This is a genomic window from Wolbachia endosymbiont of Spodoptera picta (assembly GCF_018141665.1).
Lineage (GTDB): Bacteria > Pseudomonadota > Alphaproteobacteria > Rickettsiales > Anaplasmataceae > Wolbachia.
In genome coordinates this window covers 1236345-1261889 of sequence record NZ_CP067976.1, presented here as the reverse complement: position 1 = coordinate 1261889, position 25545 = coordinate 1236345, and the positions used below count along the sequence as shown (strand labels likewise).

Annotated in this window: 18 protein-coding genes, 2 tRNA genes and 3 pseudogenes; 16 read left to right on the top strand and 7 right to left on the bottom strand. The window is 34.5% G+C overall.

Annotated features, from left to right (window positions below):
* Nucleotides 1–112: 112 nt before the first annotated feature.
* Both JKF54_RS05775 and JKF54_RS05770 read right to left on the bottom strand, forming a co-directional pair.
* Complete coding sequence (locus tag JKF54_RS05775; RefSeq protein WP_211908002.1) at nt 113–1522, bottom strand: ankyrin repeat domain-containing protein; 1410 nt, start codon at nt 1520–1522, stop codon at nt 113–115.
* Nucleotides 1523–1736: 214 nt separating this feature from the next.
* Nucleotides 1737–4655: a PD-(D/E)XK nuclease family protein gene (locus tag JKF54_RS05770; protein WP_211908000.1), complete on the bottom strand. Its 2919-nt coding sequence runs from the start codon at nt 4653–4655 to the stop codon at nt 1737–1739.
* Between the two features lie 108 nt (nt 4656–4763).
* Between JKF54_RS05770 and JKF54_RS05765 the strand changes: the two genes are divergently transcribed.
* The 6 genes from JKF54_RS05765 to JKF54_RS05740 all read left to right on the top strand — a co-directional run bounded on the left by JKF54_RS05765 (nt 4764) and on the right by JKF54_RS05740 (nt 13488).
* On the top strand, nt 4764–7850 hold the full coding sequence (locus JKF54_RS05765; RefSeq protein ID WP_211907998.1) for a phosphoribosylformylglycinamidine synthase subunit PurL: 3087 nt from the start codon (nt 4764–4766) through the stop codon (nt 7848–7850).
* A gap of 77 nt (nt 7851–7927) precedes the next feature.
* Nucleotides 7928–8440: a hypothetical protein gene (locus JKF54_RS05760; protein WP_211907997.1), complete on the top strand. Its 513-nt coding sequence runs from the start codon at nt 7928–7930 to the stop codon at nt 8438–8440.
* Between the two features lie 262 nt (nt 8441–8702).
* Nucleotides 8703–8780: transfer RNA gene (locus JKF54_RS05755), tRNA-Arg, on the top strand.
* 82 nt (nt 8781–8862) lie between these two features.
* A complete protein-coding gene (dnaJ, locus tag JKF54_RS05750) occupies nt 8863–9981 on the top strand; it encodes a molecular chaperone DnaJ (RefSeq protein ID WP_211907996.1) in 1119 nt (372 codons plus the stop codon).
* A 169-nt stretch (nt 9982–10150) separates the two neighbouring features.
* Nucleotides 10151–11785 (top strand): ribonuclease J, encoded by a 1635-nt coding sequence (locus JKF54_RS05745; RefSeq protein ID WP_211907995.1) that lies wholly within the window; start codon nt 10151–10153, stop codon nt 11783–11785.
* A gap of 446 nt (nt 11786–12231) precedes the next feature.
* The gene (locus JKF54_RS05740) at nt 12232–13488 is read left to right on the top strand and encodes a Tol-Pal system protein TolB (protein WP_211908769.1); all 1257 of its coding nucleotides are present in this window, start codon (nt 12232–12234) and stop codon (nt 13486–13488) included.
* Nucleotides 13489–13526: 38 nt separating this feature from the next.
* On the opposite strand, the gene gatC is transcribed toward JKF54_RS05740, so the two are convergent.
* Both gatC and JKF54_RS05730 read right to left on the bottom strand, forming a co-directional pair.
* Complete coding sequence (gene gatC, locus JKF54_RS05735; protein ID WP_211907994.1) at nt 13527–13880, bottom strand: Asp-tRNA(Asn)/Glu-tRNA(Gln) amidotransferase subunit GatC; 354 nt, start codon at nt 13878–13880, stop codon at nt 13527–13529.
* A complete protein-coding gene (locus JKF54_RS05730) occupies nt 13870–14790 on the bottom strand; it encodes a ribose-phosphate diphosphokinase (protein ID WP_211907993.1) in 921 nt (306 codons plus the stop codon). Before JKF54_RS05730 ends, gatC begins: the two co-directional genes overlap by 11 nt.
* A gap of 286 nt (nt 14791–15076) precedes the next feature.
* Between JKF54_RS05730 and JKF54_RS06610 the strand changes: the two genes are divergently transcribed.
* From JKF54_RS06610 to JKF54_RS05715, 4 genes and pseudogenes are all read left to right on the top strand, one after another.
* Nucleotides 15077–15271 carry a leucine-rich repeat domain-containing protein gene (locus JKF54_RS06610; protein WP_246433159.1) on the top strand — a complete coding sequence of 65 codons (195 nt, stop codon included), beginning with the start codon at nt 15077–15079 and terminating at the stop codon, nt 15269–15271.
* 2 nt (nt 15272–15273) lie between these two features.
* Complete coding sequence (locus JKF54_RS05725) at nt 15274–16119, top strand: ATP-binding protein (RefSeq protein ID WP_246433158.1); 846 nt, start codon at nt 15274–15276, stop codon at nt 16117–16119.
* Between the two features lie 198 nt (nt 16120–16317).
* Nucleotides 16318–17266: pseudogene (locus JKF54_RS05720) on the top strand (IS110 family RNA-guided transposase).
* A 200-nt stretch (nt 17267–17466) separates the two neighbouring features.
* Nucleotides 17467–18312: pseudogene (locus tag JKF54_RS05715) on the top strand (TomO hydrophobic C-terminal domain-containing protein); the annotation flags it as partial.
* A gap of 354 nt (nt 18313–18666) precedes the next feature.
* Here JKF54_RS05715 and tkt read toward each other — a convergent pair.
* Entirely contained in the window at nt 18667–20631 is a 1965-nt protein-coding gene (gene tkt, locus JKF54_RS05710) for a transketolase (protein ID WP_211907992.1), read from the bottom strand.
* Between the two features lie 113 nt (nt 20632–20744).
* Here tkt and rpsD point away from each other — a divergent pair, with 113 nt between their 5' ends.
* From rpsD to lipA, 6 genes are all read left to right on the top strand, one after another.
* Entirely contained in the window at nt 20745–21359 is a 615-nt protein-coding gene (gene rpsD, locus JKF54_RS05705) for a 30S ribosomal protein S4 (RefSeq protein ID WP_006012690.1), read from the top strand.
* Nucleotides 21360–21364: 5 nt separating this feature from the next.
* Nucleotides 21365–21451 (top strand) — tRNA-Leu (locus JKF54_RS05700).
* A gap of 20 nt (nt 21452–21471) precedes the next feature.
* Nucleotides 21472–21666 carry a Fe-S cluster assembly protein IscX gene (gene iscX / locus JKF54_RS05695; protein ID WP_211907990.1) on the top strand — a complete coding sequence of 65 codons (195 nt, stop codon included), beginning with the start codon at nt 21472–21474 and terminating at the stop codon, nt 21664–21666.
* Nucleotides 21667–21933: 267 nt separating this feature from the next.
* A complete protein-coding gene (locus tag JKF54_RS05690; RefSeq protein ID WP_211907988.1) occupies nt 21934–22257 on the top strand; it encodes a DUF721 domain-containing protein in 324 nt (107 codons plus the stop codon).
* Nucleotides 22258–22311: 54 nt separating this feature from the next.
* The gene (rpmB, locus tag JKF54_RS05685) at nt 22312–22626 is read left to right on the top strand and encodes a 50S ribosomal protein L28 (protein WP_015588578.1); all 315 of its coding nucleotides are present in this window, start codon (nt 22312–22314) and stop codon (nt 22624–22626) included.
* Complete coding sequence (gene lipA / locus JKF54_RS05680) at nt 22619–23491, top strand: lipoyl synthase (RefSeq protein ID WP_211907987.1); 873 nt, start codon at nt 22619–22621, stop codon at nt 23489–23491. The genes rpmB and lipA overlap by 8 nt, the downstream gene beginning before the upstream one ends.
* A 258-nt stretch (nt 23492–23749) precedes the next feature.
* Here lipA and JKF54_RS05675 read toward each other — a convergent pair whose 3' ends face one another.
* On the bottom strand, nt 23750–24568 hold the full coding sequence (locus JKF54_RS05675) for a hypothetical protein (protein WP_211907986.1): 819 nt from the start codon (nt 24566–24568) through the stop codon (nt 23750–23752).
* A 120-nt stretch (nt 24569–24688) separates the two neighbouring features.
* Nucleotides 24689–25485: pseudogene (locus tag JKF54_RS06800) on the bottom strand (hypothetical protein).
* Nucleotides 25486–25545: the final 60 nt, after the last annotated feature.

Below are 25545 nucleotides of genomic sequence, written 5' to 3'. Positions count from 1 at the left end.
ATTTTTAGTGAAGACCTTAGAAAACTTTCAAGCCATATCTTTTGCTTCTATTATTTTTTTATTGTTATTAAGGCAATCATGCAACCTTAATCAATAAACCTACTTTCACTCTCTATAAGGCTATTCTACTTAGAGCTTGAATAGTGAAAACATCTTTAAGCGCAGAAGCTATACCTTTGTTTGCTTTCTCTTTTTTTACTTCTACAATCATATAATCCAACATTGCACCTAACGCTAGACTAACGGTCGCTGATGCTGCACAAACTGTAATCACTGCTCCCGCAGAATATGATATTGTCATACCGGCAACATAACCTATTGCACCACTCACGCCAATGCAGACGTATTTCTTCCGCAGTTCTTTTTGTATGTAACCTTTCAGATATTCTTTTACATCTAAATGCCCGTTTCTAGTAGCATAATTCAGAGCAGTGTTTTCATAGCCATCTTTCACATTAACATTTGCTTTTGCTGTTTCTATCAGGTACTTTACTACCTCTAAATAGCCACTTCCAGCAGCCCACATTAGAGCAGTTCTTCCATAGTGATCTGTTGAATTAATATCTTCTTTCTGTTTTTCTATCAGGTATCTTACTGTTTCTAATTGACCATTTTTGGCAGCTGAAAATAATCCTGCATGATTGTTAATCATTTGTGCAAATGATAATGTTTTTAGTTTAGGGGATTGTAACTCTTGAGTATTAAAGTTTAATTGTGCTGGAACAATTTCTACTTCAAGCTCTACATGTTCTCTTGTGAAACGATCAAGTAGGCTTTTTACCTGATCAATTGTTTGAATTCTTACCTTATAATACCGCAATAAAGAATTGATTATTTCCCTGTTGTTAAGAAAAAATATCACTAATTCTATTTTACCTGTTAAATCTTTAGCATAAATTGAGTATTCTATATTTAATCTATCTTGTGAAATATTTTGTATTGTCTCACTCCCTGTCCAAATTCTTACCTGGTCATCAATGCCCTTACTTACAAGAAAATTATATAATTCACTATCTTCTTCCTTCATTTTATTGAGCTCATCCTTACAGTTATACCAATAAGATGATAACTCTGGTATACAAGTAGGAAGAGGCAAGCGAGGTATTGACATATCAAGATTAGCTATTAAATGATATCTAGTTAGAAGCTTTGCTACCTCCTTATGGCCATTTACAATAGCATATGTTAGGGCAGAGAATTGACCTTTACGTTTTTTCACATTTAAATCAGCTCCATTTGCTATTAGAAGTTGTACTACCTCAAGATGACCATGGGCAGCAGCATGAATTAGAGCAGTTATGTTTCCCGGAGATTCTGCATTAACATTTGCTCCCTCTTCTATCAAGTATTGTAATATCTCTAGTTGACCATTTTCAGCAGCCCATATTAAAGCAGTTCTCCCATAATCATCATCTATTGTATTAATAATTGCTCCACCCTGTATAGCTTGCTGAACAAAATCTAGCTGTCCTTTTTTAGCAGCATCAATTAGCTGCGCATTTAGCTGTTTTTGTGATGGCATATACCCCTCCTAAAAAAATATACAATTTAAAGCTATTTTAGCCACTATTCAAGTTTTAATGGCTAAAATTGATTGAATCACTTTTTAGTGTTTTTTTATGGTTGTTTGAATCTAGCAAAGATGAGTCTATATCACAATCTAGTAATTCTCCTACTGCACTTAGTAAACCAGCTGTACAACCAGCTATTTTGATCTGGATGAGAGGAGATATAATTTATAACCACTCCCCTATCCTTTCTAGTTGTTTGTAGCTGTTAAATCTCAGGAATTTATCAAAATAAGGAGAGGCAATGAAGGGAGTAGTATCTCTTAAATAATTAGATAAGAAATCTGGTAGAATATTCTGAAATTCATGCATTTTTTGTCTATAATCTTTCAAAGCAATAACCTTTATTTTATCATAATCAAGTTTCCAATAAGCAAGCTCCGAGACTTCTTTTTTTGTTGTGTATTCCACTGCTAAAGCTTGTAAAATTAATTGCGGGAAAAATCCTGACATAACTTCCTCATTGGAAGGTGGTGAACCAAGTTTATAGTCTATAATTGCTACTTGCCCACCTGGTAGATACTCAACTCTATCACATCTTGCTGTCAGTGAAATTTCTTCTGTCATTCGAGTATCTGACCAGCTCTTATTACACAATTGTCTGGTGTGTTCATTTGCAATCAAATTTTCTGGATCCAAGTAGTCAAGCACTGGGATGACACCCTTCTTCTTAGTGGAAGTTGTACAGCATCCGCGCAGTTGTGTGTCACGCGCTGGAATATGAAATATCGGATAGGAAAAGCTCTTCTCCAACTCAACTTGATTGTTTCCAGTCCTATCAAACTCAACAAAAGATTGAATTATCCTCTGCAACCTTACCCACCACATATTTGAAAAGTGGAATCGATTAGACGAGAATATTTCTCGTGTAATACTCATCAGCGACTTTTCGTTGCGTAAATATCTTGCAAAAATATTGTGTACCATAGTGCCAAACTCCAATATCGATGGCTTAAAATTTAAGTCTTTCAACTGTCTAAGGTTCAGTATGTATTCAACATAAAATGAATAAGGGTTACGAATCAGTTTTTCTACCGCACTGCAAGACATCACTTGCATTTTTTCTTCTCTGACTTTGGCTTGAGGTTTTGGCATAGGCTGAGTACATGGAACAATGCACTCAGGTGTATTTAATATTCTTAGCCAATTGCGATAAGGATATTTTGGTTCTTGTAACAGAACCTCCAAACGGCGCAATAGAATTGATTTTCTATCACTCACTAGCCTCGTAATATAAACCTTGCCGGCACCAAATAAATTGCGCAAAGTATACAAAAAGTACCCTTGCTCTTCTTGCACAGAAGGAAGGTTAAATTTTTCTCTATTCAGTGCACTCAAAAACGGATTCTGAAAATTTGGTATATCATTAAATCCAGCAAGTATTACAACTTTATTTTGATATAAGCTAAATTTATCAAAGTTATTTTCTGGAGAAAAAAACTTCCTTTTTAAAAATAATATCAGGATTTGACTATATAACTCTAAGGAACACTCAATTGCTATACCGTCACATGCATTTAAGAAATCACGAGTAAAATTACCTATTTCACCATTTAGCTCTAGAAAATTCACATTAGAAAGCACATTAACACACTGTAAATGAGCTGCTGCTATATCAGAAATAGGATAATTTATAAGATTAAGTAAAAGATTAAATATAGTTTCTAATCTACTGATAATAATTAATATATCTTCTTTATATCTTAGCTTTTTACAAGTACTAATAGCGTTGATAATATCCTTAAGACCACTTATATCAAAGCTACGCAATACTTCTATCTCAAACTCAGATAAAATACGAGTGTACTTTTCTTGAGCGTAACCAAAAGTCACTAGCCTATGTTTAAGAAGAGAAAGCAATGCTACACCGTTCCATTTTGAGTTCAAAATCTCAATACTATAAAGCAGAAGCGTCACATAAGAATAGTTTTTCGATATGGAGCACACCATACGAACTGCAAGTAATTTATCAAAAACAAACAAAGAAACGTTTTCATAACCTTCATTCTCCATAATTAGTGACGTCACCTGTGCTTCTTCCTCTCTGGAATCACAAGTGATGACTTCAATATTGCCAATATATCCATTACTAACTTTACTTAGATCGGCAGTTGTATCAAAGACATAATCTAGTTCAGGACTGCCTGTCATCCCAGCCCTCTGATTTTTAGTGTACGAACATTGTAATTTGCAGGTAATTTGAGTAGTAGATGATGTCATTCCAGTGCTTGACACTGGAATCCAGTTTCTATTGTACAGCCACCTGGTGCACTCATTTAAAGTTAAGTTTTCTGGATCCGAGTGTCTGGGTACTGGAATGACATCAGAACACGCTTCTGGCAGAAAACTTACATCCTCTCTGCCTATACTTAAATAATCGAGCAGATCTTTCAGGCAATATTGATAATGTTTTTTATCAAGTGATTGCCAATCTTTCTCTTTAATTTTCAAATTCAGATTAGGTAAAATTATCTTTCCAAATGGCAGGTCGTATACAGCTTTAATCAACAACTTATAAATCTCCTCCTTTCCAATTCCAATAAAGATCATATGCTGATCTTTCTTCAGGGAGGCTATCATATTGTTTATGTAGTCACTCTTATGCTTTAGTATATCTACTACTCCTAAATTTTTTAAAGTATTACTCCAAGTTTTGATAAGTAAGTTTATGAAATTCTCCATTTTCTTCGAATGCTCATCAAGCTGATAACAATCCGCTATTTGGGTATATTGAAGTAATGACGGCAAACTGTAAACTAGATCGATTGGAAAACTATCATTGTGTTTTTTATTCCACTCCAATATAAATTGAATGAGTAGCAGCGTTCTCTTTGTCGGGTTAATAACTTTAACTCTATCAAGATTTAATATTAAATCTTCTTCATCAATGTTTTCTAGTGAAACTATCTCTGGCAAAATTATAGTTCTGTAATTCTTGAATGCACTCAGCAATGCTATCACATCCCTCTTGCAGGGAAGTATGATCTTTATCTCGGGAATTTTTTCTCTTTCATATTCAGAAAATATGTGCTGAACCAGAACATCAAAAAGGGACTCATTCACATTAACAGTAAAAACTCTTCCCACTAACAGTAACAATTAATACAACACTTTTATTGTATAGAAATTATTTAAAATATAAATGTGCTCGCAGTTTCTTATGCTATGATATATTAAAGTCTTTTACAATATTACATGGCAAACATCAGAATAGAAGTTTTTAATAAATGTGAACAAGTTGGCCGCAGAAGGGTAGTTAATGTTTACTTGATTTACATAAGCAAAGAATTACCATCAAAATTACATGAAGAAATTTGTGGGCTATTTTATAATAAAGTCATACAAGACTGCCGTTATTATTCCTACAATGAAAACCTTGAAAAAGTTCAATATAACTTCATAGAATCACAAGCAAAATGGGGCTTGGAGATAAGCTTTTTACCTGGCATGACCGATAACGTAGGAAACACGGCAAAACAAATTGTTAGAGAATATCTAATGAGCAAAGGCCACATTGATGAAAGTGTTTCTATCAAGGCAAGAAGTTCAAAATTGATTCTAAGTCAAGGAGGTTTTCCAACCGAAGATGACATAAAACAGGAATTCAATCCTATTACTGAATATTGCACACTTGTCTATAAAGAAAACGGCAATTGCCATTGGAAGTATTACAGTAAACCAAATACCCCACCTGGTGTCATTACAGCGCGTGACCAGGAAAAAAAAGAATGGATTCCAGTGTCAAGCACTGGGATGACACCAGGTAATAATGGAGCAAAATCTGTCAAACTCAATGTAAGTGACCAAGAGCTTGAAAAAATCAGCAGAGATGGAATCGATGGTAATGGCACGTTAGGACTCTCGCTGGCAGCAATGAAAGCTATAAAGGATTACTTTGAAAAACTCGGTAGAAATCCATATGATATTGAACTTGAGTCTCTGGCACAGACTTGGTCTGAACATTGTAAACACAATATTTTTTGCTCCCCTATTGATGAAATAAAAGATGGTCTATATGCTCATTATATTAAGCGTGCAACGCGTGAGATAAATTCTAACATATGCGTGTCAGTTTTCTCCGACAACGCAGGAGGAATAATTTTTGATGACGATTACTTGATTGTAGATAAAGTTGAAACTCACAATAGTCCTTCAGCTCTCGATCCGTTCGGTGGAGCAATGACTGGAGTGCTTGGAGTTAATCGAGATATAGTCGGTTTTGGCAAAGGTGCAGAACCTATAATGAATACTTATTACTTTTGCTTTGCCAAAGAATCAAAAGGCAAACTTTATAGAGATAAAGAGCGTACTGATAAAATCTTACCACCAAAATATATAATGAAAGAAGTGATTCACGGTGTTAATGTTGCTGGTAATTGCTCCGGTATTCCAACGCAACTTGGATCGGTATACTTTGACGATAGATTCTGTGGAAAGCCATTAGTTTTTGTTGGAAGCATCGGAATTATTCCACGGAATATAAATAATGCACCTTCACACATAAAAGAACCCAAAAACGGTGATAAAATCGTAATTATTGGTGGAAGAGTTGGAAGGGACGGAATTCACGGTGCAACTTTTTCTTCAGAGGCATTGTCGGGAAATAGCCCTTCAACAATTGTGCAAATTGGTGATCCTATAACACAAAAAAAATTATCCAACGCCGTCGTAAAAGCAAGAGATCTTGGTCTTTATAATGCAATAACGGATAATGGAGCAGGCGGTCTATCATCGTCCATTGGTGAAATGGGAAAAGACGGATTTGAAGTTGATTTGAGCAAGGTTCTCCTTAAAAACGATGGTATGGCTCCTTGGGAAATATGGATATCAGAATCACAAGAGAGAATGACCTTAGCAGTGCCAGAAGAAAATCTTCCTGCGTTTAAGCAAATCATGAAAACACATGATGTGGAGGTCTGTGTAATTGGAGAATTCAACAAAAGTGGCAAAGCCGTTGTTAAATGTCCCCCAGGGGCAGTAATAATGGACATCGAAACTGAATTTCTGCATGATGGTAATCCTAAAATGCATTTACAGACAAATCCATGGTCTGGAAAATCTAACCCATACGCTGTCATTCCAGAATTCTCTCCTGTTATCCCAGTGCTTGACACTGGAACCCAGCAGGCTTTTTCTGCAAATAAATCTAAAACTTTATGTAAAAATACGTGCGATGGCAGAGTTGAGCTTGAGATAGATTCCAGTGTCAAGCACTGGAATGACACCTTTGCACTAAAAGAAATGCTAAGCAGACCAAACATACGCAGCAAAGAGTTTATAGTGGTGCAATATGACCATGAGGTTCAAGGATCGTCAATACTGAAACCACTGCAAGGTAAGGGAAGAGTGTGCAGTGAAGCTGTTGTCTCGAGGCCAGTCCTTTCTTCAAACAAAGGTGTTGTAAAATCGCAGGGATTTGGCTCAAGTTATGGAGAAATTGACACTTATCACATGGCAGCATGTGCGATTGACACTGCAATACGTAACTACGTAGCTGCAGGAGGAAATATAAATCATCTAGCGTTGCTCGACAATTTTTGCTGGTGTGATGCTTATAATCCAGAAAGGCTGTGGCAACTAAAGAGAGCTGCAGAGGCTTGTTACAACTTTGCAACTGCATTTAAAACGCCATTTATATCCGGAAAAGATAGTATGTTTAACGACTTTAAGGGATATGATGAAAATGGCGAGAAAGTGATGATATCTGCACCACCTTCACTACTCATTTCAGCAATTGGAGTTATAGACAATATTGAAAATGCGGTATCGCTTGATGTGAAAATGCCAGGGGACTTGATATATGTGCTTGGTACAACCCACGATGAGCTTGGTAAATCTGAATATCAGTTATATAGTGGAATAGATAATAACAACGTGCCAAAAGTTAATGCAAAGAGCGCTAGGAAGTTGTATGAACGTTACAACCAGGCAATAAAAGATGGCATAATTGTCTCTGCAATTGCACCAAACTTAGGCGGCTTAATTATTGCTCTGGCAAAATCGCTAATTGCAGGAGACCTTGGTGCTGAAATTGATCTTTCACTAGTACCAATAGGAAAAACACAAAATACAGACATAATAAACAAGATAATAATGTTTTCTGAATCGCAAAGTAGAATATTAGTAACCATTGCCCCGCAAAATCAGCGGAAGTTTGAAGAATTGTTTAAAGGTATAGTTTTTTCATGTATTGGAAAAGTGACAAAGGAGAAAGCTCTCAATATAAAGGATATTATAAGAATAGATTTGAAAGACTTAGGTACTAGTTTAAATAACTTTTGATTACGCTAGACAAATTTTTCATTATGTGTAATGTCTGATTAAAGTAAATGCATGTTATTAAATTTGGGTAGGTGATTATGTCCATTTTATCAATACTCTTGCTTATCAGTCTTTCTTTACTTAACACTTCAAATAAATTAATGATATGTGCTACCTTATTTGTGGGAGCTACTTTAGTTGTAAACTCAATGGTTGAGTTTCATGGTAGAAGCAAAGCTACTTACAGCTTAATAGTGTGTACAGTGATATGCTGTCTTTTTAAATTGCAAAATTTTAGTTTTATGATACTGGTTCTATATACTGCAATTTTAATCTCTCTTCTCTCAAGCATAGTTGTTTTTGAAGAACTAAAGTCGAAATTGAATTTTCATATGGCAAATTTCATCACTTTAATTATAGCATCGGTCATTGATAGTACGATTATTTGTGTTGGACTACTATACAAAATTTCTGCAGGTAAATGCTTATCAATATATATTAAAGATTTAATTTTCAAGTTTTCCTATGCATCGATATTGAGTATCTGCTTGTTTATAGGAATGTATTTATTCTCCTTGGCAAGCAAGAAGTATTTTAAGGTTTCTGCATAACCCGTTTTCTGATATAGCCAAAATAGTTTAGATTTAACTATAACCGTCATTCCGCTATTTGTTAGCAGTTTGGCAGTATAATGTGAAAAGCTCTTATTCGGATAGCGGTTCTAAAATCAAAGTAATTGGAAACTGTTAACTTAAGTTATCCTTTAAGAGAGCTAGTACAATTTCTTACAGGTTTCATACATGATAAGAGTTTTATTTTTAGCTAAACCAATTGAAATAAGCTATAAAATCTGTTAAAGTCAACTTTGTGCAAGCACCCTTAGCTCAGTTGGATTAGAGCATTTGACTACGGATCAAAAGGTCGGGCGTTCAAGTCGCTCAGGGTGCACCATATTTTATAGGAAATAGAGGTCATGCTTGAAATTCATATGTGTAATACCTATCTTTAAAGGTAAAATACTGAGCTATTATATATGAACAAAAAAAACTATTATGATCTGCTAGAAGTGAGCAGAAATGCTAGTACTGACGAGATAAAAAAAGCATATAAAAAACTAGCATTAAAATATCATCCTGACAGAAATCCTGGTAATAAGGAAGCAGAGGAAAAATTTAAAGAAGTAACAGCTGCATATGAAGTTCTATCTGACTCTGAAAAAAGAGCAGGTTATGATCGTTATGGTCACGATGGTGCTTCTGGTGGATTTGATTTCAGCCAAGCTGGAGGGGATTTTAGCGATATATTTAACGATTTTTTTGGTGGAGGATTTGGCGGCAGTACAAGTAGGTCAAGAACAAAAAGAAGTACAACAGGAGTATCTGGATCAGATCTGCGCTACGATCTTAAAATTACCTTAGAAGATGCATTTAAAGGAATACAAGCACCTATACATTATGTGACAAATATAAAATGTAATACATGCCAAGGCACAGGTAGCGAAGGAGCAATCAAACCAGTTCAGTGCAACACATGCCAGGGAAGCGGTAGAATTAGAACTCAACAGGGCTTTTTTACCATTGAAAGAACGTGTACTACATGCTATGGGGAAGGAGAAATAATACAAAATAAATGTAAGAAATGCGGTGGAAGTGGGCGTAAAAGAGATGAAGTAAATATCTCCGTTTCAATTCCAAAAGGCATAGAAGAAGGAGCTAAGGTAAGGGTCAGTGGTAAAGGAGAAGCTGGAGCAAGAGGTGGAAAAAGCGGAGATTTATACGTATGTGTGAAAATAGCTACTCATCAGATCTTCACTCGCAATAGAGCAGATTTACACTGTAAAGTGCCTATAAGAATGACACTAGCAGTACTTGGTGGTGAAATCGATATTCAATCAATTGATGGAGCTAAAATAAAAGTAAAGGTCCCTGAAGGCACTCAAACTGGTACCAAACTACGTTGTAGGGAAAAGGGTATGCCATATATGAACTCACATGCTCGTGGTGATTTATACGTACAGGTAATAGTTGAGACTTTAAATCCAAAGAATTTAACCCAAAAGCAGATTGAGCTATTAAAAGCGCTTGAGGAAGAGGAACATGAAAGTGTAGAGCAGAAATCTGAAGGATTCTTTGGAAAAGTAAAAAAAAAATGAGAAATTTGCTAAATGATATAAAGAGGTAGCTGTCTACACTTAATTCTTTTTACCAATTTGAAAGCCTTCTCTTTTAGTGAAAAGATTTTTTAAAGTTATGCAAAAGTGATAAATTCCTTTATTTAAGGTCGAAGTTTTGTTATCCTCGCATTTTAATAATTTAAAATTAATGAACATAAACAAAAATGAGTTTTTATTTCTTCCTCTTGGAGGAGTAGGAAGAATTGGGATGAACGTTAGCCTATATCATTATCAAGGCAAGTGGATTATGATCGACCTTGGTATCGGTTTTGCAGATGAAACTATGCCAGGTGTTGAGCTACTCATTGCTGATGTAGATTTTATTGCTCAAAGAAAAAAAGATTTGCTTGGAATAATAATTACACATGCACATGAAGATCACTGTGGTGCAGTGCCTCATCTGTGGGAAGATTTGCAATGTCCCATATATACAACAAAGTTTACAGTTAATTTTCTCAAGGAGAAACTAAAGGAGTTTCGATTGGAAGGTGTGGTACCTGTGAAAGAGGTAGACATAAATGGCAGCATAAATTTGGGTCCTTTTACCGTTGAGTTTATAAATGTAACTCACTCAATTCCTGAGGCAAATTCAATATTAATTAGCACTGAAGCAGGTAGTGCACTTCATACTGGGGACTGGAAATTTGATCCAAAACCTGTTGTTGGATTAATTTCTAATATAGAGCGTTTAAAAGAAATTGGCGATAAAGGTGATCTACTTGCAGCAATTTGTGATTCAACAAACATACTGAGCAAACACGACCCTGAATCAGAAAGTGAAATTTATGATAATATTTACAATATAATAAAGCGGTCTAAAAAATTGATTGCTGTATCGCTATTTGCCTCAAATGTGGCGCGAATTGAGACTATCGCTAAAGCTGCACAAGCACTAAATAGAAAAGTGGTTTTACTTGGCAGATCTTTATGGAGAATAGTGAAAGTTGCTCAGGATAGTGGTTATTTAACTGATTCTCCTGAGTTTCTAGAAGCAAAGGAGGCAGTAAATTTTCCAAGGGAAAAGCTGGTGCTACTTTGCACAGGTTGTCAAGGTGAGCCACTGGCAGCAACCTCAAGGCTTGCTAATAAGAGTCATCAAGCATTTAAAATGCAGCAAGGTGATACCATAATCTTTTCATCAAAAATCATTCCTGGCAATGAAACTCGTGCACATAACATGCTCAATGCCTTTATTGAGATGGGAGTGGAAGTTATTACTGAAAAAACAGAGAATGTTCATGCTTCCGGACATCCAGTAAAAGCAGAGCTAAGGGAAATGTATTCTTTGATAAAACCTAAGATAGCTATTCCAGTTCATGGTGAGTATATTCATACGGATGCACATGTAAAGTTCGCTAAAGAGTGCGGTGTGAAAAAAGCAATAATGATTGCACCAGGTGATATTGTTAATTTGGAGAATGGAGAAAAAGTTAGTTCAATTGATGTTGACTACTTTGGTATTGATGGTACGTTGCTACGCCATCCAGAATGCAGCGTTATAAAGATGCGTGAGAGAATGAGAGATGCTGGGGTTATTGTAGTAACAGCAATTGTGAATAAGAAAAACAAATTGCTCGCTAAGCCAAAAATATTTGCACCTGGTGTTTTCGAAGCGCAAGAAGATGCAGCCATTATGCAAAAGATCATAGAGAAGGTTGAGTCAGCATTTAGTCCACAACCGATAAAAAAAATAAGAAATAAGATTGAAAGTTCAATATTTAGTATCTTAAAGGAATATTTACTAAAAAGACCTATAGTTGAAGTCCAAATAGAACAGGTATAGAAATATACCTCTTTTTATTAACCATTATTTGAGTAAGAAGTTAACAATGTATTCTTTGATGTTATTTCAGCATGCAATACTGGAATCCGTAAAAAAAAATCAGTGTCAGATCACACAACTATACAAACATTGTGATTTGAATCTACCAGAAGGGTGCCATCTCAACGCCCAGGCAAACATTGTAGTTTTAGAGCAATCTCCACCAGTAGAGTGTCATCCCAGTGCTCTGACACTGGAATCCATTTTTTCATGCAACCTTGTCAAAGACGTTTATTTTAGAATAAAACAGCTACTTTTATGCTTGCCACCTCAGTGCACTTACTTGCAGTCAAATTTCTGGATTCCAGTGTCAAGTACTGCAGAAATTGATTTACTCTACTGTCATGCAGTTTAACTTCAAAAGTAAGCTATTTGCTGAGATGACAGGAGGTAATGCAAGAAATCTAATGAAGCTATTCGTTCAACTGGTGTTATTTATTTCGTTATTTATTCCTTATTCCACAAAAGCTGTTTTATATGTTGATATAAAAAAAAGCAATATTGGTAATATTGATCTTGTTGTATCTAAATGTGCATGCAAGACAGAAGTGGAAAGTGAGCTAAGTGAAAGCATCACAAAAGTAATTGAAACAAATCTATCTAATTGTGGCTTATTTAATGTGAAACGTAACACGAAAGTTGAGTCTTGGAAAAGCGATACTGTAGTCACAGTAAGTTTAAGTGAAGTATCAAACAGAAATTTAGAGCTATCTTTTCGTTTATCTGACAGCTTTACAAACAGAGAATTACTTACTCAGTCGGTTGTTTTTCTAGTAAAAGACTGGAGGAAAATTAGTCATCTTGTTTCAGATGTGATACACGATAGATTAATTGGTGAGAAAGGGCATTTCAATACAAAAATTACATATATCGCTGAAGAAAAAGATAGCAATTACAAATCCGTCCGTAAAATTGCTGTGATGAATCAAGATGGCAGTAATATAAAGTACTTAACAAATGGTGAGGAATTTGTGTCAACACCAAGATTTTCACCAAATGGAAAGGGTATTGTTTATATCTCATACACAAATGGTAAAAGTTATATAATATTAAAAAATTTAAAAGATAACACTGAATCAATAATCAGCGCATTTGAAGGAGTTATTTCTGCACCAAGATTTTCTCCTGATGGTAAATCTCTTTTTATTTCCCACTCATTGAGTGGTGAAACAAATATATTATCTCTAGACTTAAGCAGTAAACGAACAAAAAAAATTACTAAAGGTTCAGCTATAAGTACTTCTCCCTCTTTGTCTCCAGATCAAAAGTACATGGTTTTTAGTTCTGATATAAGTGGAAGTCAGCAACTATATATCATAGATTTCACTAAAAAAAGCAAAAAACCCAAGAGAATTAGTTTTGGAAATGGAAGATATGCTACACCTGTTTGGTCGCCAAAAGGAGATCTGATAGCTTTTACAAAAATTCAGTCAGGAAAATTTTACATAGGAGTTATGAAGCCAGATGGCAAAGAAGAGCGCTTGCTTTCAGAGGGACATAAAATTGAATCTCCGGCATGGCTACCAAATGGCAGAGAAATTATCTTTACTAACGCAGAATCACCAAGCAACTCTAAATTATATTTAGTAGATTTAGTAAAGAAAAATCAAAAAATGGTTTTTACTCCAACGAATGCTTCTTTACCAGATTGGTCTTATTTTTGAAAGTAGATCTATAAAATCGGTATAAATCTTGCTTTATCTTAATCGTTTATAACCTTCGGTACTACGAAATACCCATGCTCCGATTTTGTATTGGATAATATTTCTTCTTTAATGTTTTGAGAATTTATAATACCATCGCGTACATGGACATCCTTATCTATAGTTCCATAACGCATAGGAGAAACACCTTCAGTATTAACTTTCAACAAAGTATCATGTATCCAATCCAGCATTGTCAGTTCTTTTGAGTAGTATTGAATCTCATCATCGGATAACTTAATCCTCACAAGCTGTGCAGTTTTAAGCATTTCTTCCTTAGTAATTGTTATTTTTCTCTTATTTGCAAATTCTATTAACGAAGTGATAACATCTTCTGTTGATCTAGCTGGCACTTTTACCTCCTTGCATAAAGCAAATTAAAATATTTGCAATTGAAACAACCTCTATCTTATCATTTTTTTCAAATTTGTGAAATACGGTGTCCGTAATTACTAATTTATCCAGAGAAGAGGAAGAGATTTTCTCAACTGCATTTCCTGAAAGTATTCCATGTGTAATGCACGAAACTACAGACTTTGCTCCTCGGTTTTTTAAAGCAAGAGCTGCATTACATAATGTTCCGCCAGAGTCAACTATATCATCAACAATGACGCAATTTTTGTTTGCAACTTCTCCGATTACATTCATTACCTCAGATGTACCTGCTTTTTCTCTATATTTATCTACTACAACAATATCATTATCCAACTTGTGTTTTTCCTCTAAAATCTTTGCAAAAGCACGAGCTCTGCCAATTGCTCCAACATCAGGCGCAACTATTGCCAAGTTTTCCTTGTATATAGAGTTAACAAATACTTCAAAACAGCTTAGATTAGTAACTGGTATATCAAAAAAACCTTCAATTTGACTTGAATGCAAATCAATAGCAGCAACACTGTTTGCACCAGCTGTTTGAATAAGATTTGCAGTTAATTTAGCACTTAAAGCAGATTGCATATTATTGTTTTTAATAACCCTATCCTGCCTACTGTATCCGTAATAAGGAATAATAGCTGTTATTCTCTTGGCTCCAGATCTCTTTGCTGCATCAATTGTAAGCAGAAGCTCCATAAGGTTATCATTTACAGGGGAAGAAATAGATTGTACTACGTATACTTCTTGATCACGTAGATCATTTGCTACTTCTACATTTACCTCACCATCGGCAAATCTTGACACCTGATTGGGGAATAGCTGAGCATTTAGCCCACTTGCTATTGAATCTCCTAATCGTTTACTAGCGCTACCTATTATTACCTTCATATATACCAATTAAGTTTTGAAAATTATACAGAAACCATGGAACGATTAAAACTTTATTCTTGCCGCCAAGTGGATCATAGAAACGAAAAAGTTACTCGAAACATTTCACCAGCTTTCTTATCATGCAACTCGTTTTCACAAAGGTACGTACTATTTTTCTACTTAAAAATAAAGTAAATTTTTTGTGATGCTAAGCATTTTCTATAATTTTTCATTGGATTTATTAAAAATTTGACAATTATTAAAATATAGGCTAAAATATCTATATATTTAATGGAGAAATGAAATGGATTTTAGTCAATTTGTTCAAGACGACTTTCTTGATTTGTACTCGAAAACAATAAACATAAGTGAATTAGTAAGCTTTTTACAGAGCAATCTTAGTATTACAAAGCTTAGTTTAAAAAGCTGTTATATTGGTGATGAAGGAGCAAAAGCTTTAGCTAATGGTAATCTTACAACCTTACTTCACTTTATGTAACTTTGAACAACATTGGTGATAAAGGAGCAAAAGCTTTAGCTGATCTTAAAAAAATTAATGTTAAAGGTATAGAAAATTTTAGAATAATAGATAGTTTTATAAATAGATTCACACAAAGTAACTCTTCAATAGAAATTTTTGATCCAGCTAAATCGGAAAGTAAAACAACACTTGATGATATTATAATTCCAGAAAGCTTTAAAAAGGAGCTAAACAAGATTCTTGGTATTATTCCAGAAAGAAATAAAGCATTACTTCAAAAGACAGGTTACAAACCAGAAAAAGGCTATCTTTTTTATGGTCCACCCGGAAATGGTAAAACCAAAATTGCTCGTGCAATTGCATGTCAAGCTAATGCAAAGTTTATTAGTGTTTCTGCATCTGAATTTCTGAAATCGTATGTTGGTGAAGGTGAAAAGTACGTAAGAGAAATTTTTAAAAAGGCAAGAGCAAATGCTCCTTGTATAATTTTTATAGATGAAATTGATTGTATTGCTACAAAACGTGGTAGCGGTGGTAGTTCTGGTCATGCTCAATCATGCGACAGCCTTGTGAATCAGTTTTTAACCGAGCTCGATGGTTTCAACCCACTAAAAGGTGTAACAGTAATTGCTGCAACTAATCGTAGAGATGTTTTAGACAAAGCGTTTATTAGGCCAGGCCGTCTCTATAATCATATTGAAATTCCTTTACCAGATAAGGCCCAGCGTAAGGATATATTGGACTTATATATAAAAACATTTAAAGATATTGAAGAGTTGGAAGTTAAAGTAAATACTGAAAAACTTGCAGATAAAACTGATGGTTTCTCGGGAGCTGAGTTAGAATATTGTAAGTTGAAAATGTGATATAAAAGAGGATAAGATAGCCCTACTCACTATAGGAATAGGACTATCATGGGCGTGTGCGACCGGAAGAATATTGGTACTACAACCGTTTAAATCAAGGTACACTAGCCCATCTCTCGATACGTTTGAATAGTTGCTTGGGACATATATATGCACCCGTTTACAATCTTAAATTAACTAAAACTATCGAGGTTTGTTATGGTTACATCTTATCAAAATTTTATTGGCATTGATATCGGAAAATTTAAAAATGTCGTTGCAATTCACAAACAGAAGAACGCTGTCAAATTTGACAATGATTCTGATGTTTGGCAACAATTATTTCAAAAGTTTTCAGATATTCTACCTAATTCTTTAGTAACTTTGGAAAACACAGGAAAATATGAGCTTGGTTTGTCACATTTTCTTATTGACAAGAATATTGCAGTACATCGAGCTAATACTCGTAAAGTAAAAAGCTTTATCTTGTCTCACGGAACTGTAGCAAAGTCTGATAAATCAGATGCGAGGGCTCTTGCTCAATATGGATTTGAACGCCATAGAACTCTCTCTCTATTTGTACCTACAATCAAAAGAACAATCAACCCTGGTTGCACTTTGTCAACGTCGTGATGACATTACGCAAATGAGAGCTCAGGAAAAGTGTAGACTGGAAGCTCCTGAAAATGACCATATAAAGGAAAGTTGCCAGAAGACCATTGAATTTTTCAATAATCAAATAAACGAACTCAATGACACTATACAAAAAATTATTGATGAAAGCCATGAGCTACAACAACGTCAAAAAATCCTTAAAACAGTTCCTGGAATAGGCAAAAAGTTATCACAAGATTTTTTGTGTTTAATGCCAGAGCTTGGCTACTTAAGTAGAAAAGAAGTAGCAAGTCTTGCCGGAGTAGCACCTCATCCTAGGGAAAGTGGTAAAACTGTTGGTTACCGAAGGATTATAGGAGGTAGAAGTAATGTTCGTTCAAAGCTCTTTACATCTGCCATGTCTGCTGCAAGGTCCAAATCTGCACTTGGCACCTTTTATTCTAAGCTTGTTGAAAGTGGTAAGAAGAAGATGGTAGCTATAACAGCTCTAATGCGTAAAATTATAGTAATTGCTAATGCAAGGCTTAAAGAGGCAATTAATTTGAATGTTTAAAATTTACATAGCAGTAATTGAAATGAATATTGTGCGTCCACACAAACTTAAAGTGCTTGTTCACATATTCATTGGCTTAAGCAGGCAATAGCTGTTTGATATAGAATTCTGTTTCTATGACAAACGGGTTTTTATTATCTATATGGTTGGGTAAAGTTGCAAAATTATACAAATGAAAAATTAAAAAAAACATAGTTGATTTAATAAATAACACAGCATGGGATATTATATATTCTTCTAAAATTGAAGGAAAAATCACTATTAACACGAATCACTTCATTAAGGCAATTAAGAAGAAGAAATCTCAAGGGCCTGAAAGTGAGCAAGTTAATGGTGGTCTAGAATTACTTAATAGTCCTAAACCCAATTGTAGCAGTGATGTTAATATTGATAATGCAGATAATGTAGAAAGTCATAGCTCTGCAAATAGTAGTTCAGATGTTGTAGTTACTCAACAGTTGGCTAAAGTGACTAAATTACTTAATGGTATACAAACTAAAATTAATGCGCTACAGAAAGAACGTGAGGAAAGATTTGAAGAACTTGACTCTAGGAACAGTGACTTAGAACAGGGCCTAGATTCTGTAAGGAAAGACTTAATTAAAGTAACTCAATGTACTAAAGAATACACTCAATTAAAGGATAATCTAAAGACTATCAATGAAAAAAGTACTCAACTACAGAGTGAATTAGAGAGTATGGTAACAACCGAACTCAAGAAATATGAAAGCACATTAGAGAATCGTGTTAAAGATCTACAAAAACAATTTGAAGGTAAAAATAAAGAGCTAAATAGTAAATATGAAAAATTCTTAGGAGCAAGCAACAATAGTAAAAGGCAAGGTAGTTACGCCTCTATTTCTTTTGTATTGTCTGGAGCATCTGCTGTTGGTGCAAGTTTGACAATGTTTCATTTAGCAATGTGTCTTTCATTCACTGTAGCCGCATTAATTTTTCTTGCAGCAGGATGTTACTGTTTGTATAAGGCAAATACAACACTTAGTAATGTTGAAATTGATCAAACTCAAACTATACTGAGTTTTTAACTGCTTAAATGTTTTTTAAGGTTTTAAATCTGTACCTGTTTGGCAAGTTAAAAAGTCCTTGCTGGTGCTGTAGCTTAAATTGAAGAAAATGGCGGAAGTGTAGAGTGAGGTAGTTTTTGATCAAAAATTTAAGATATTTTTAAAAAAACCACCTTTCTTGACGCGTATGAACACTCCCAAAATTTTTATAGGTTTGACTTCACCTGATTTACAAATAGAAATTGGTTGAGTGTTTGCCATTTATTCTTATAAACAGCATTTTGCTTTTTTTAGCACGTAGTAATTCTTGAATTCTATGATATTATTTTTGTAACATTGTTATATATATCATAATAACGGCACTGGCTGAGTGCATTAAGTAACTTTATGCGCAGTGGAATGATAAAAAGCGTTTTCACAAACACATTTTACTACATAATCAGCGCTAATATTAAAATGCTTATAAAGAGCTTCATAAGGTGCTGATTCTCCAAAATTTTTCATGCCAATAAATATACCGTTTGAACCTATATATTTATGCCAACCCACTTCACTTCCAGCTTCAATTGCAACTTTAATACTGTCATTATTTAATACTACCCCTTTATATTCATCACTTTGCTCGTCAAAAAGCCTCCAACACGGCATAGAAATGACCCTTGTACCTACACCTTTTTCCTGTAATTTTTCTCTTGCCCCAACTGCAATTTCAACTTCAGATCCGGTAGCAAATATCGTCACTTCTAGCTTCCCTGAATATTCGCATAGTATATATGCACCAAATTTTGATAGGTTGGCCAATTGGTCAGTATAAGAGTGCATGTAATTAATATTTTGCCTTGAAAGCGCAAATAGTGCAGGTGACTCTTTTTTTTCAAGTGCAATGCTAATGCACTCTAAAGTTTCAATTGCATCAGCTGGCCTAAAAACATATAGATTTGGTATAACTCGCAAAGAGGCTAAATGCTCTACTGGCTGGTGAGTTGGACCATCTTCTCCTACTCCAATTGAGTCATGAGTCATTACATATATAACCTGCTGTTTCATCAAGGCTGAAAGACGTATAGCAGGGCGGCAGTAGTCGGAAAATACTAAAAAAGTTCCACCATAAGGAATAATCCCACCATGAAGAGCCATACCATTCATACAAGCTGCCATAGCGTGCTCTCTCACTCCATAGTGTACATAAGAGCCACTATAATTATTACTATCTATTGCCTGCATGTGCTTATATTTAGTACAATTTGAACCGGTAAGATCAGCAGAGCCACCAATTAGTTCTGGCATAGACTTAGTTAATAGTTCCATTACTCTGCCGAAAGAAGATCGAGTAGTTTCGTTTGGCATGAGCTCACATATTTGTTTCCTCAGGTTAGCCAAATCACTCTCGATGTTATTCGGCAAACGTTTCTCAAGTCTTCTTTGTAGTTCTTCATTGATCAAGGATGTATAGTTTTGTTTTGCCCTCTTAACTGTTTCCATCCAAGCGTTTTTCACATCTTCTGGTACATAAAATGGTTCATAGTTCCAATTCAATTTTTCTCTCATCTGTTTTACATCTTCCTCTGTAAAGGCACCACTATGAGCAGAAGATGTGCCAGCACGGCTTGAAAATTTTCCGATAATAGTTTTGCAACAGATTAGTGTAGGTTTATCAGACTTTTGCGCCTGCTCTATTGCAAGGGATATAGCATCAAAGTCATGCCCATCGATTTTGTCAACATTCCATCCATACGCTGAAAAACGCTTTTCTACATCATCAGAGCAAGAGAGGCTAGTAGAGCCGTCTATAGAGATGTCATTGTCGTCAAAAAGTGCTATCAGCTTATTTAATTTAAGATGCCCAGCAAGGGACGCTGCTTCATGGCTTATACCTTCCATAAGACAACCATCTCCTAGCATTACGTAAGTGTAGTGACTGATTTCAAACTGCTTTGCAAGAATCGATTCAGCAAGTACCATGCCAACAGCAGTGGCAAATCCCTGACCAAGCGGGCCTGTTGTTGCTTCTATACCAAAAGTTAAGCCAAATTCTGGGTGACCTGGAGTTTTTGATGTAAGTTGCCTGAAGTTTTTTAGTTCATCTATACTAATGTAGCCTGTCAGATATAATATAGAGTATTGCAACATTGAACCGTGACCATTTGATAGGACGAAACGATCTCTACTGATCCATTGAGAATCATCAGGGTTATGGTTTAGATATTTAGCAAATAATACAGTGGCAACATCTGCCATGCCAAGTGGCATACCTGGATGTCCAGAATTTGCTTTTTGTACTGCATCAATTGATAAAAAGCGGACAGCATTTGCCATGGATTTTAATAGTAGATGATTCATGTATTAATAGGAAAACTTAAAAGTGAAGTATACTATATCATAGTGGCAAAAACAAGTTGACACTTAATGTTAAAATCATTAATAATTTATAGTTAGATTATGAGAATTTTTGTATGACAACTGTTATCAATAGAAAGTATAGAATCAGTCGCAGGCTTGGTGTAAACTTATGGGGTAGAGCAAAAGATTCGGTCAATAAAAGAAAATACCCTCCAGGTCAGCATGGTATTCTTGGATTTAAGAAGTTATCTGACTTTGGTAAGCAGTTTGCTGCACATAAAAAATTTAAGTTCTACTATGCAATTTCAAGCAAACAGCTTAGACGTACATTTTTAGATGCTTACAAAAGAAAAGGTTATACGGCTGATAATTTTATTGGTGCCTTAGAATCAAGGTTAAGTTCTGTTTTATATCACTCTGGTTTTGTGCCAACAATTTACTCGGCAAAACAGCTTATATCTCATAAGCATGTTACAGTTAATGATAAGGTGGTTAACATATCAAGTTATAGAGTGAAGCCTGGTGATATAGTAAAAATAAGGGAAAGAGCAGCAAAAATTCCTATATTAATAGAGGCTGAACAAAAACAAGAACGTAAGGCTCCAGATTATTTAGAGGCAGATAGCAAAGCACTTTCAGTGAAGTATTTGAGAGCGCCTCAATATTCCGAAGTCCCATATTCAGCAGACATGGAAGTCAATTTAGTAGTAGAATTTTACTCTAGATAAATAAAGCCCGTGTGGCGGAATCGGTAGACGCAGCGGACTTAAAATCCGTGGGTTTTGCGACCTTGGGAGTTCAAGTCTCCCCATGGGCACCAGTTTAATTTATTAAAAAAGTATGAAATGGCTTGATATAGAAGATATTGCAGAAGCTCTAGAAGAGAAATTTCCAAATGAAGATATAATTAGTATTAGATTCACTGAACTTAAAAGAAAAGTCTTGGATTTAGAAGAGTTTGATGATGATGAAAAGTATTGTAATGAAAAAATATTAGAGGCCATTCAAGCAGCTTCGATTGCAGAAAGATCTTAAAAAACAGATAGCTATAAGAAAATTACGGCATACAGTAAAAAGATAATCTTCTTGGAAATACTATACTTTACTCGAATTTTACTTAGCTTCATAATAATTTAACAAATTAAAATTAAAAATGATTACAAGGTAGGAAACACAAAATTCTGGCAAATGCTAGATATACAAATACTGCTTTTTATGTGTGAGGCCGAGGGTCATGAAAACAATAAGTTAGTTTTTTGTATAAGAAAGTTGTAACATAATTTAATTTTAAGCACTGGAAAGATGTTTAAATATAGCGGGCCAAAGAAATTAAAATCTATAATAGAAAACTATGCATTAAAATGCATGAAAAATAAGATCAGCAAAAATGAAATACGTCTTATTTTAAACTGGAAAAGTATAGTTGGAGAGGAATTAGCAGAATGTACAAAACCACAAAAGATCTCATACGCACAAAACGTAAACTCTGGTGTGCTGTATCTGTTAGTAACAAATAGCAGTAAAGCATTAGAAATGCAGCATATGGTTTCTCTTGTAATAGAAAAAATTACAGTGTTTTTTGGCTATAAGGCAGTATATGGTATAAAAATCAAGCAAGGGAGTTGACTATTTAACTATATCAGGTTAACCTAGTTACATAGGATAAATTGGTATATTGAAGTGAGTAGAATTTGTGAGTTAACAAATAGAAAAAAGTCTTTTGGTAATAAGGTATCGCATTCAAATCGTAAAACAAAGCGTACCTTTCTCTTAAATTTACATAAAGTTACATTGACGAGTAATATATTAGACAAAAAGTTTAGCTTTCGTATAGCAACAAGAACTTTAAGAACTATAGACTATAAAGGTGATCTTGATGCTTTCTTGCTCAATACAAAAACAATTAAACTAAGTAAAGAAGCACAAAAGATAAAAAGAAGATTAAAGAAAGTTTTAGCAAAACAAGAGGTAGAATTAGCTGTTTCAGATGCATAGTAAGCCTATATGGCTCAGAGCAAAAGCTCCAGCTGGTAAAATATTCAATGAAACCTTAAACACTGTTAAGCTACATAACTTACATACAGTATGCGAGGAAGCTGCGTGTCCAAATATTGGTGAATGTTGGAATAAACGTCATGCTACTGTGATGATTCTCGGTTCTGTTTGTACTCGTGCTTGTGCGTTTTGCAACGTTGCAACTGGCATTCCTGATAAGCTCGATCCTCATGAACCAGAAAATTTAGCAAAAGCAATAAAAAAGTTAAATTTAAAGCACGTTGTCATTACCTCTGTTGACCGTGACGATTTACCAGATGGTGGTGCAAATCAGTTTATAAGGTGTATAGAAGAAATTAGAAAGATAACTTCGGAAACAACAATAGAGATCCTCACTCCTGATTTTTTAAATAAGAAAGGAGCGTTTGAAGCAATAGCTATTGCATCACCTGATGTTTATAACCACAACATCGAAACAGTACCAAGGCTGTATGCAAAAATAAGACCAAGAGCTCGTTATTTTCATTCACTATATTTGCTAAAGATGGTGAAACAGATTAATCCTAAACTTTTTACGAAGTCAGGGCTTATGGTTGGTCTTGGAGAAACAAAAGAAGAAATCTTTCAGGTTATGGATGATTTACGTAGAGCCGAAGTTGACTTCATTACAATTGGTCAATATTTGCAACCAACTCCAAAGCATGTAAAGGTTGATAGATATGTTACCCCAGAAGAGTTTGAGCATTATAAATATATTGCTTATTCCAAAGGCTTTTTGGTAGTTGCATCAAGCCCATTAACGCGGTCATCGTACCACGCTGAAGAAGATTTTAACAGACTTGCTGCTGCTAAAACTTCAACCTAATTTAACCTATCTGTTCAAGGAAATGTGCAAGCCATTGCTCCCTTTCTTTTCATTCAAGTAGCCTCTTATCCTTCCAGTAGCCCATCGGTGTTATTTCAGTAACACCTGTTATTCGAGTAGCCTAACACTGAAATCAAGAGGACTGACCAGGCAATCAGAACTGGTCACGCGCTGGAATGACATCATTGTTTTTTGCATGAAAAGACTGAATGATAGCTACTTTCATGATACCCACTTATTAGTTTCGTCTAATTTATTTTACCACTCTGCTGAACGGATACATTCTAACTGAGAGCAAAGCACACTTACATCATTTAATACCTTCAGTGGCTCCCCTAGACTATGTTCCACTTTTATCTCAAATTTAAATCCCAAATTTCCAAAAAATTCTTGAAAATACTCAATAGTAATGTCACACAAACTTCTACCACTTGCTTTATGATTTTTCAGCTCTTTCGGAATATTAATAAGCACTTTACCATCTTCATATGTTACATTTCTACCCTTACAGTTCAGTTTAAATTCTACTGAACTGTAAAAACTTGGTGTTTTGATATCATTAGCAAGATCACTGCTAAGTACCCTTATACATTCCATGCTAAAACTGAGTTTTAGACAATTGGAACTATGACAATCCATACTATAAGTTATTATTATATCAGAATCTAACACAAGCAAGCCAAGTGGAAAAAGAGCCTTTAATAAATGCAGAAACAAAAAATGATTATATCCTTCTTGATGATAACTAGTTATCAATTCTTCTATAATAGGGTCATTTGGAACTGTTGCACCAACACGTATAAACATTTCCATAAAGACTACTTTAAGAAACAAACAATAGTTTCTTTTTCCTTTTTCATTCCCTAAAATGAGATCTTTATGTTTTGAATATAGCTCCTCGATAAGCTCATTAGGCACTTCTTTCTCATTAATAGTAAGGTTGTGTGATCTACCAAGGTCAATATATGTTTTGTAACTAAAGTTCCAATTATCTGATTTTATTGACATAGACTTTAAATCAGCATATTTGAGCTTTTTTACTTCAGATTTTAATGCATTAACTATTTTTTTTGACATATCACAATCTTATATTATATACGTATTACGTACTTTTCATCATAAGTAAAGGTTTTCTGTAAAACTTGATTTACTTTTTATTATACTCACCTTATTAAAAAAAGCAGAGATTTCAATATCTTATTTTAAATTCTTCAAGTTTAGATTCTTATCTTGGAATGTATTTATATCACTTAATGCTCCAAGTGGCTTATCCAGACTATGCTCAAATTTTTCCTCACAAAAGTGAAATCCAAATTTTTCGCAAAATTTCTGAAAATACTCAATAATAACATCAAACAAATTCTTATCATTTGCTTTGTAGTTTTTCAGCTCCTTAGGAATATAGTAAGAGACACCTTACCTTCTTCATACTTCACATTTTAGTTTAAACTCCACTGAGTTTTGTAAATCACATACTAAAATTTTATTATCGTTATATATGCCATCATTTACGCTAAAACTGAACTTCAGACAATTTCGATCTTCACAACTTATATAGGTCCTTTCTCTGTAAGAAGGAACTAAATAGTGGAATGAATACATGCACAATCCAAAAGAATGAAGTGCTTGACTTTGAGAAGAAAAGAATTGCTTGTACCCAGACCTGTTATAATAAGTTATCACTTCTTCCATAATAGAGTCATTTGGAACTGCTGCACCGGCGTGTTCCGTGAAGATTTGCTTAAGAAACAGACGATAACTCCCTTTTTTGTCCTTTGTAATGAGATTTTCATGTTTTAAATATAAATTTTAATGAAATCATTAGTTATTGCCTTCCCATTAATAACAAGGTCACAAACAAATTCATATTCACTATTGAAGTCCATATCCAAATCCTTATATGTTCTATAATCAGAACTTTCTGTAGACTTCAAATCAGCATATCTCCTCTCCCTCTCCTTATCTTTCAGTGCATTAACTATTTTTTTTGACATATTATTCCCTCTATCACATAGATTAATACTAGTATTATATTTTATTGACTGTCAATTATT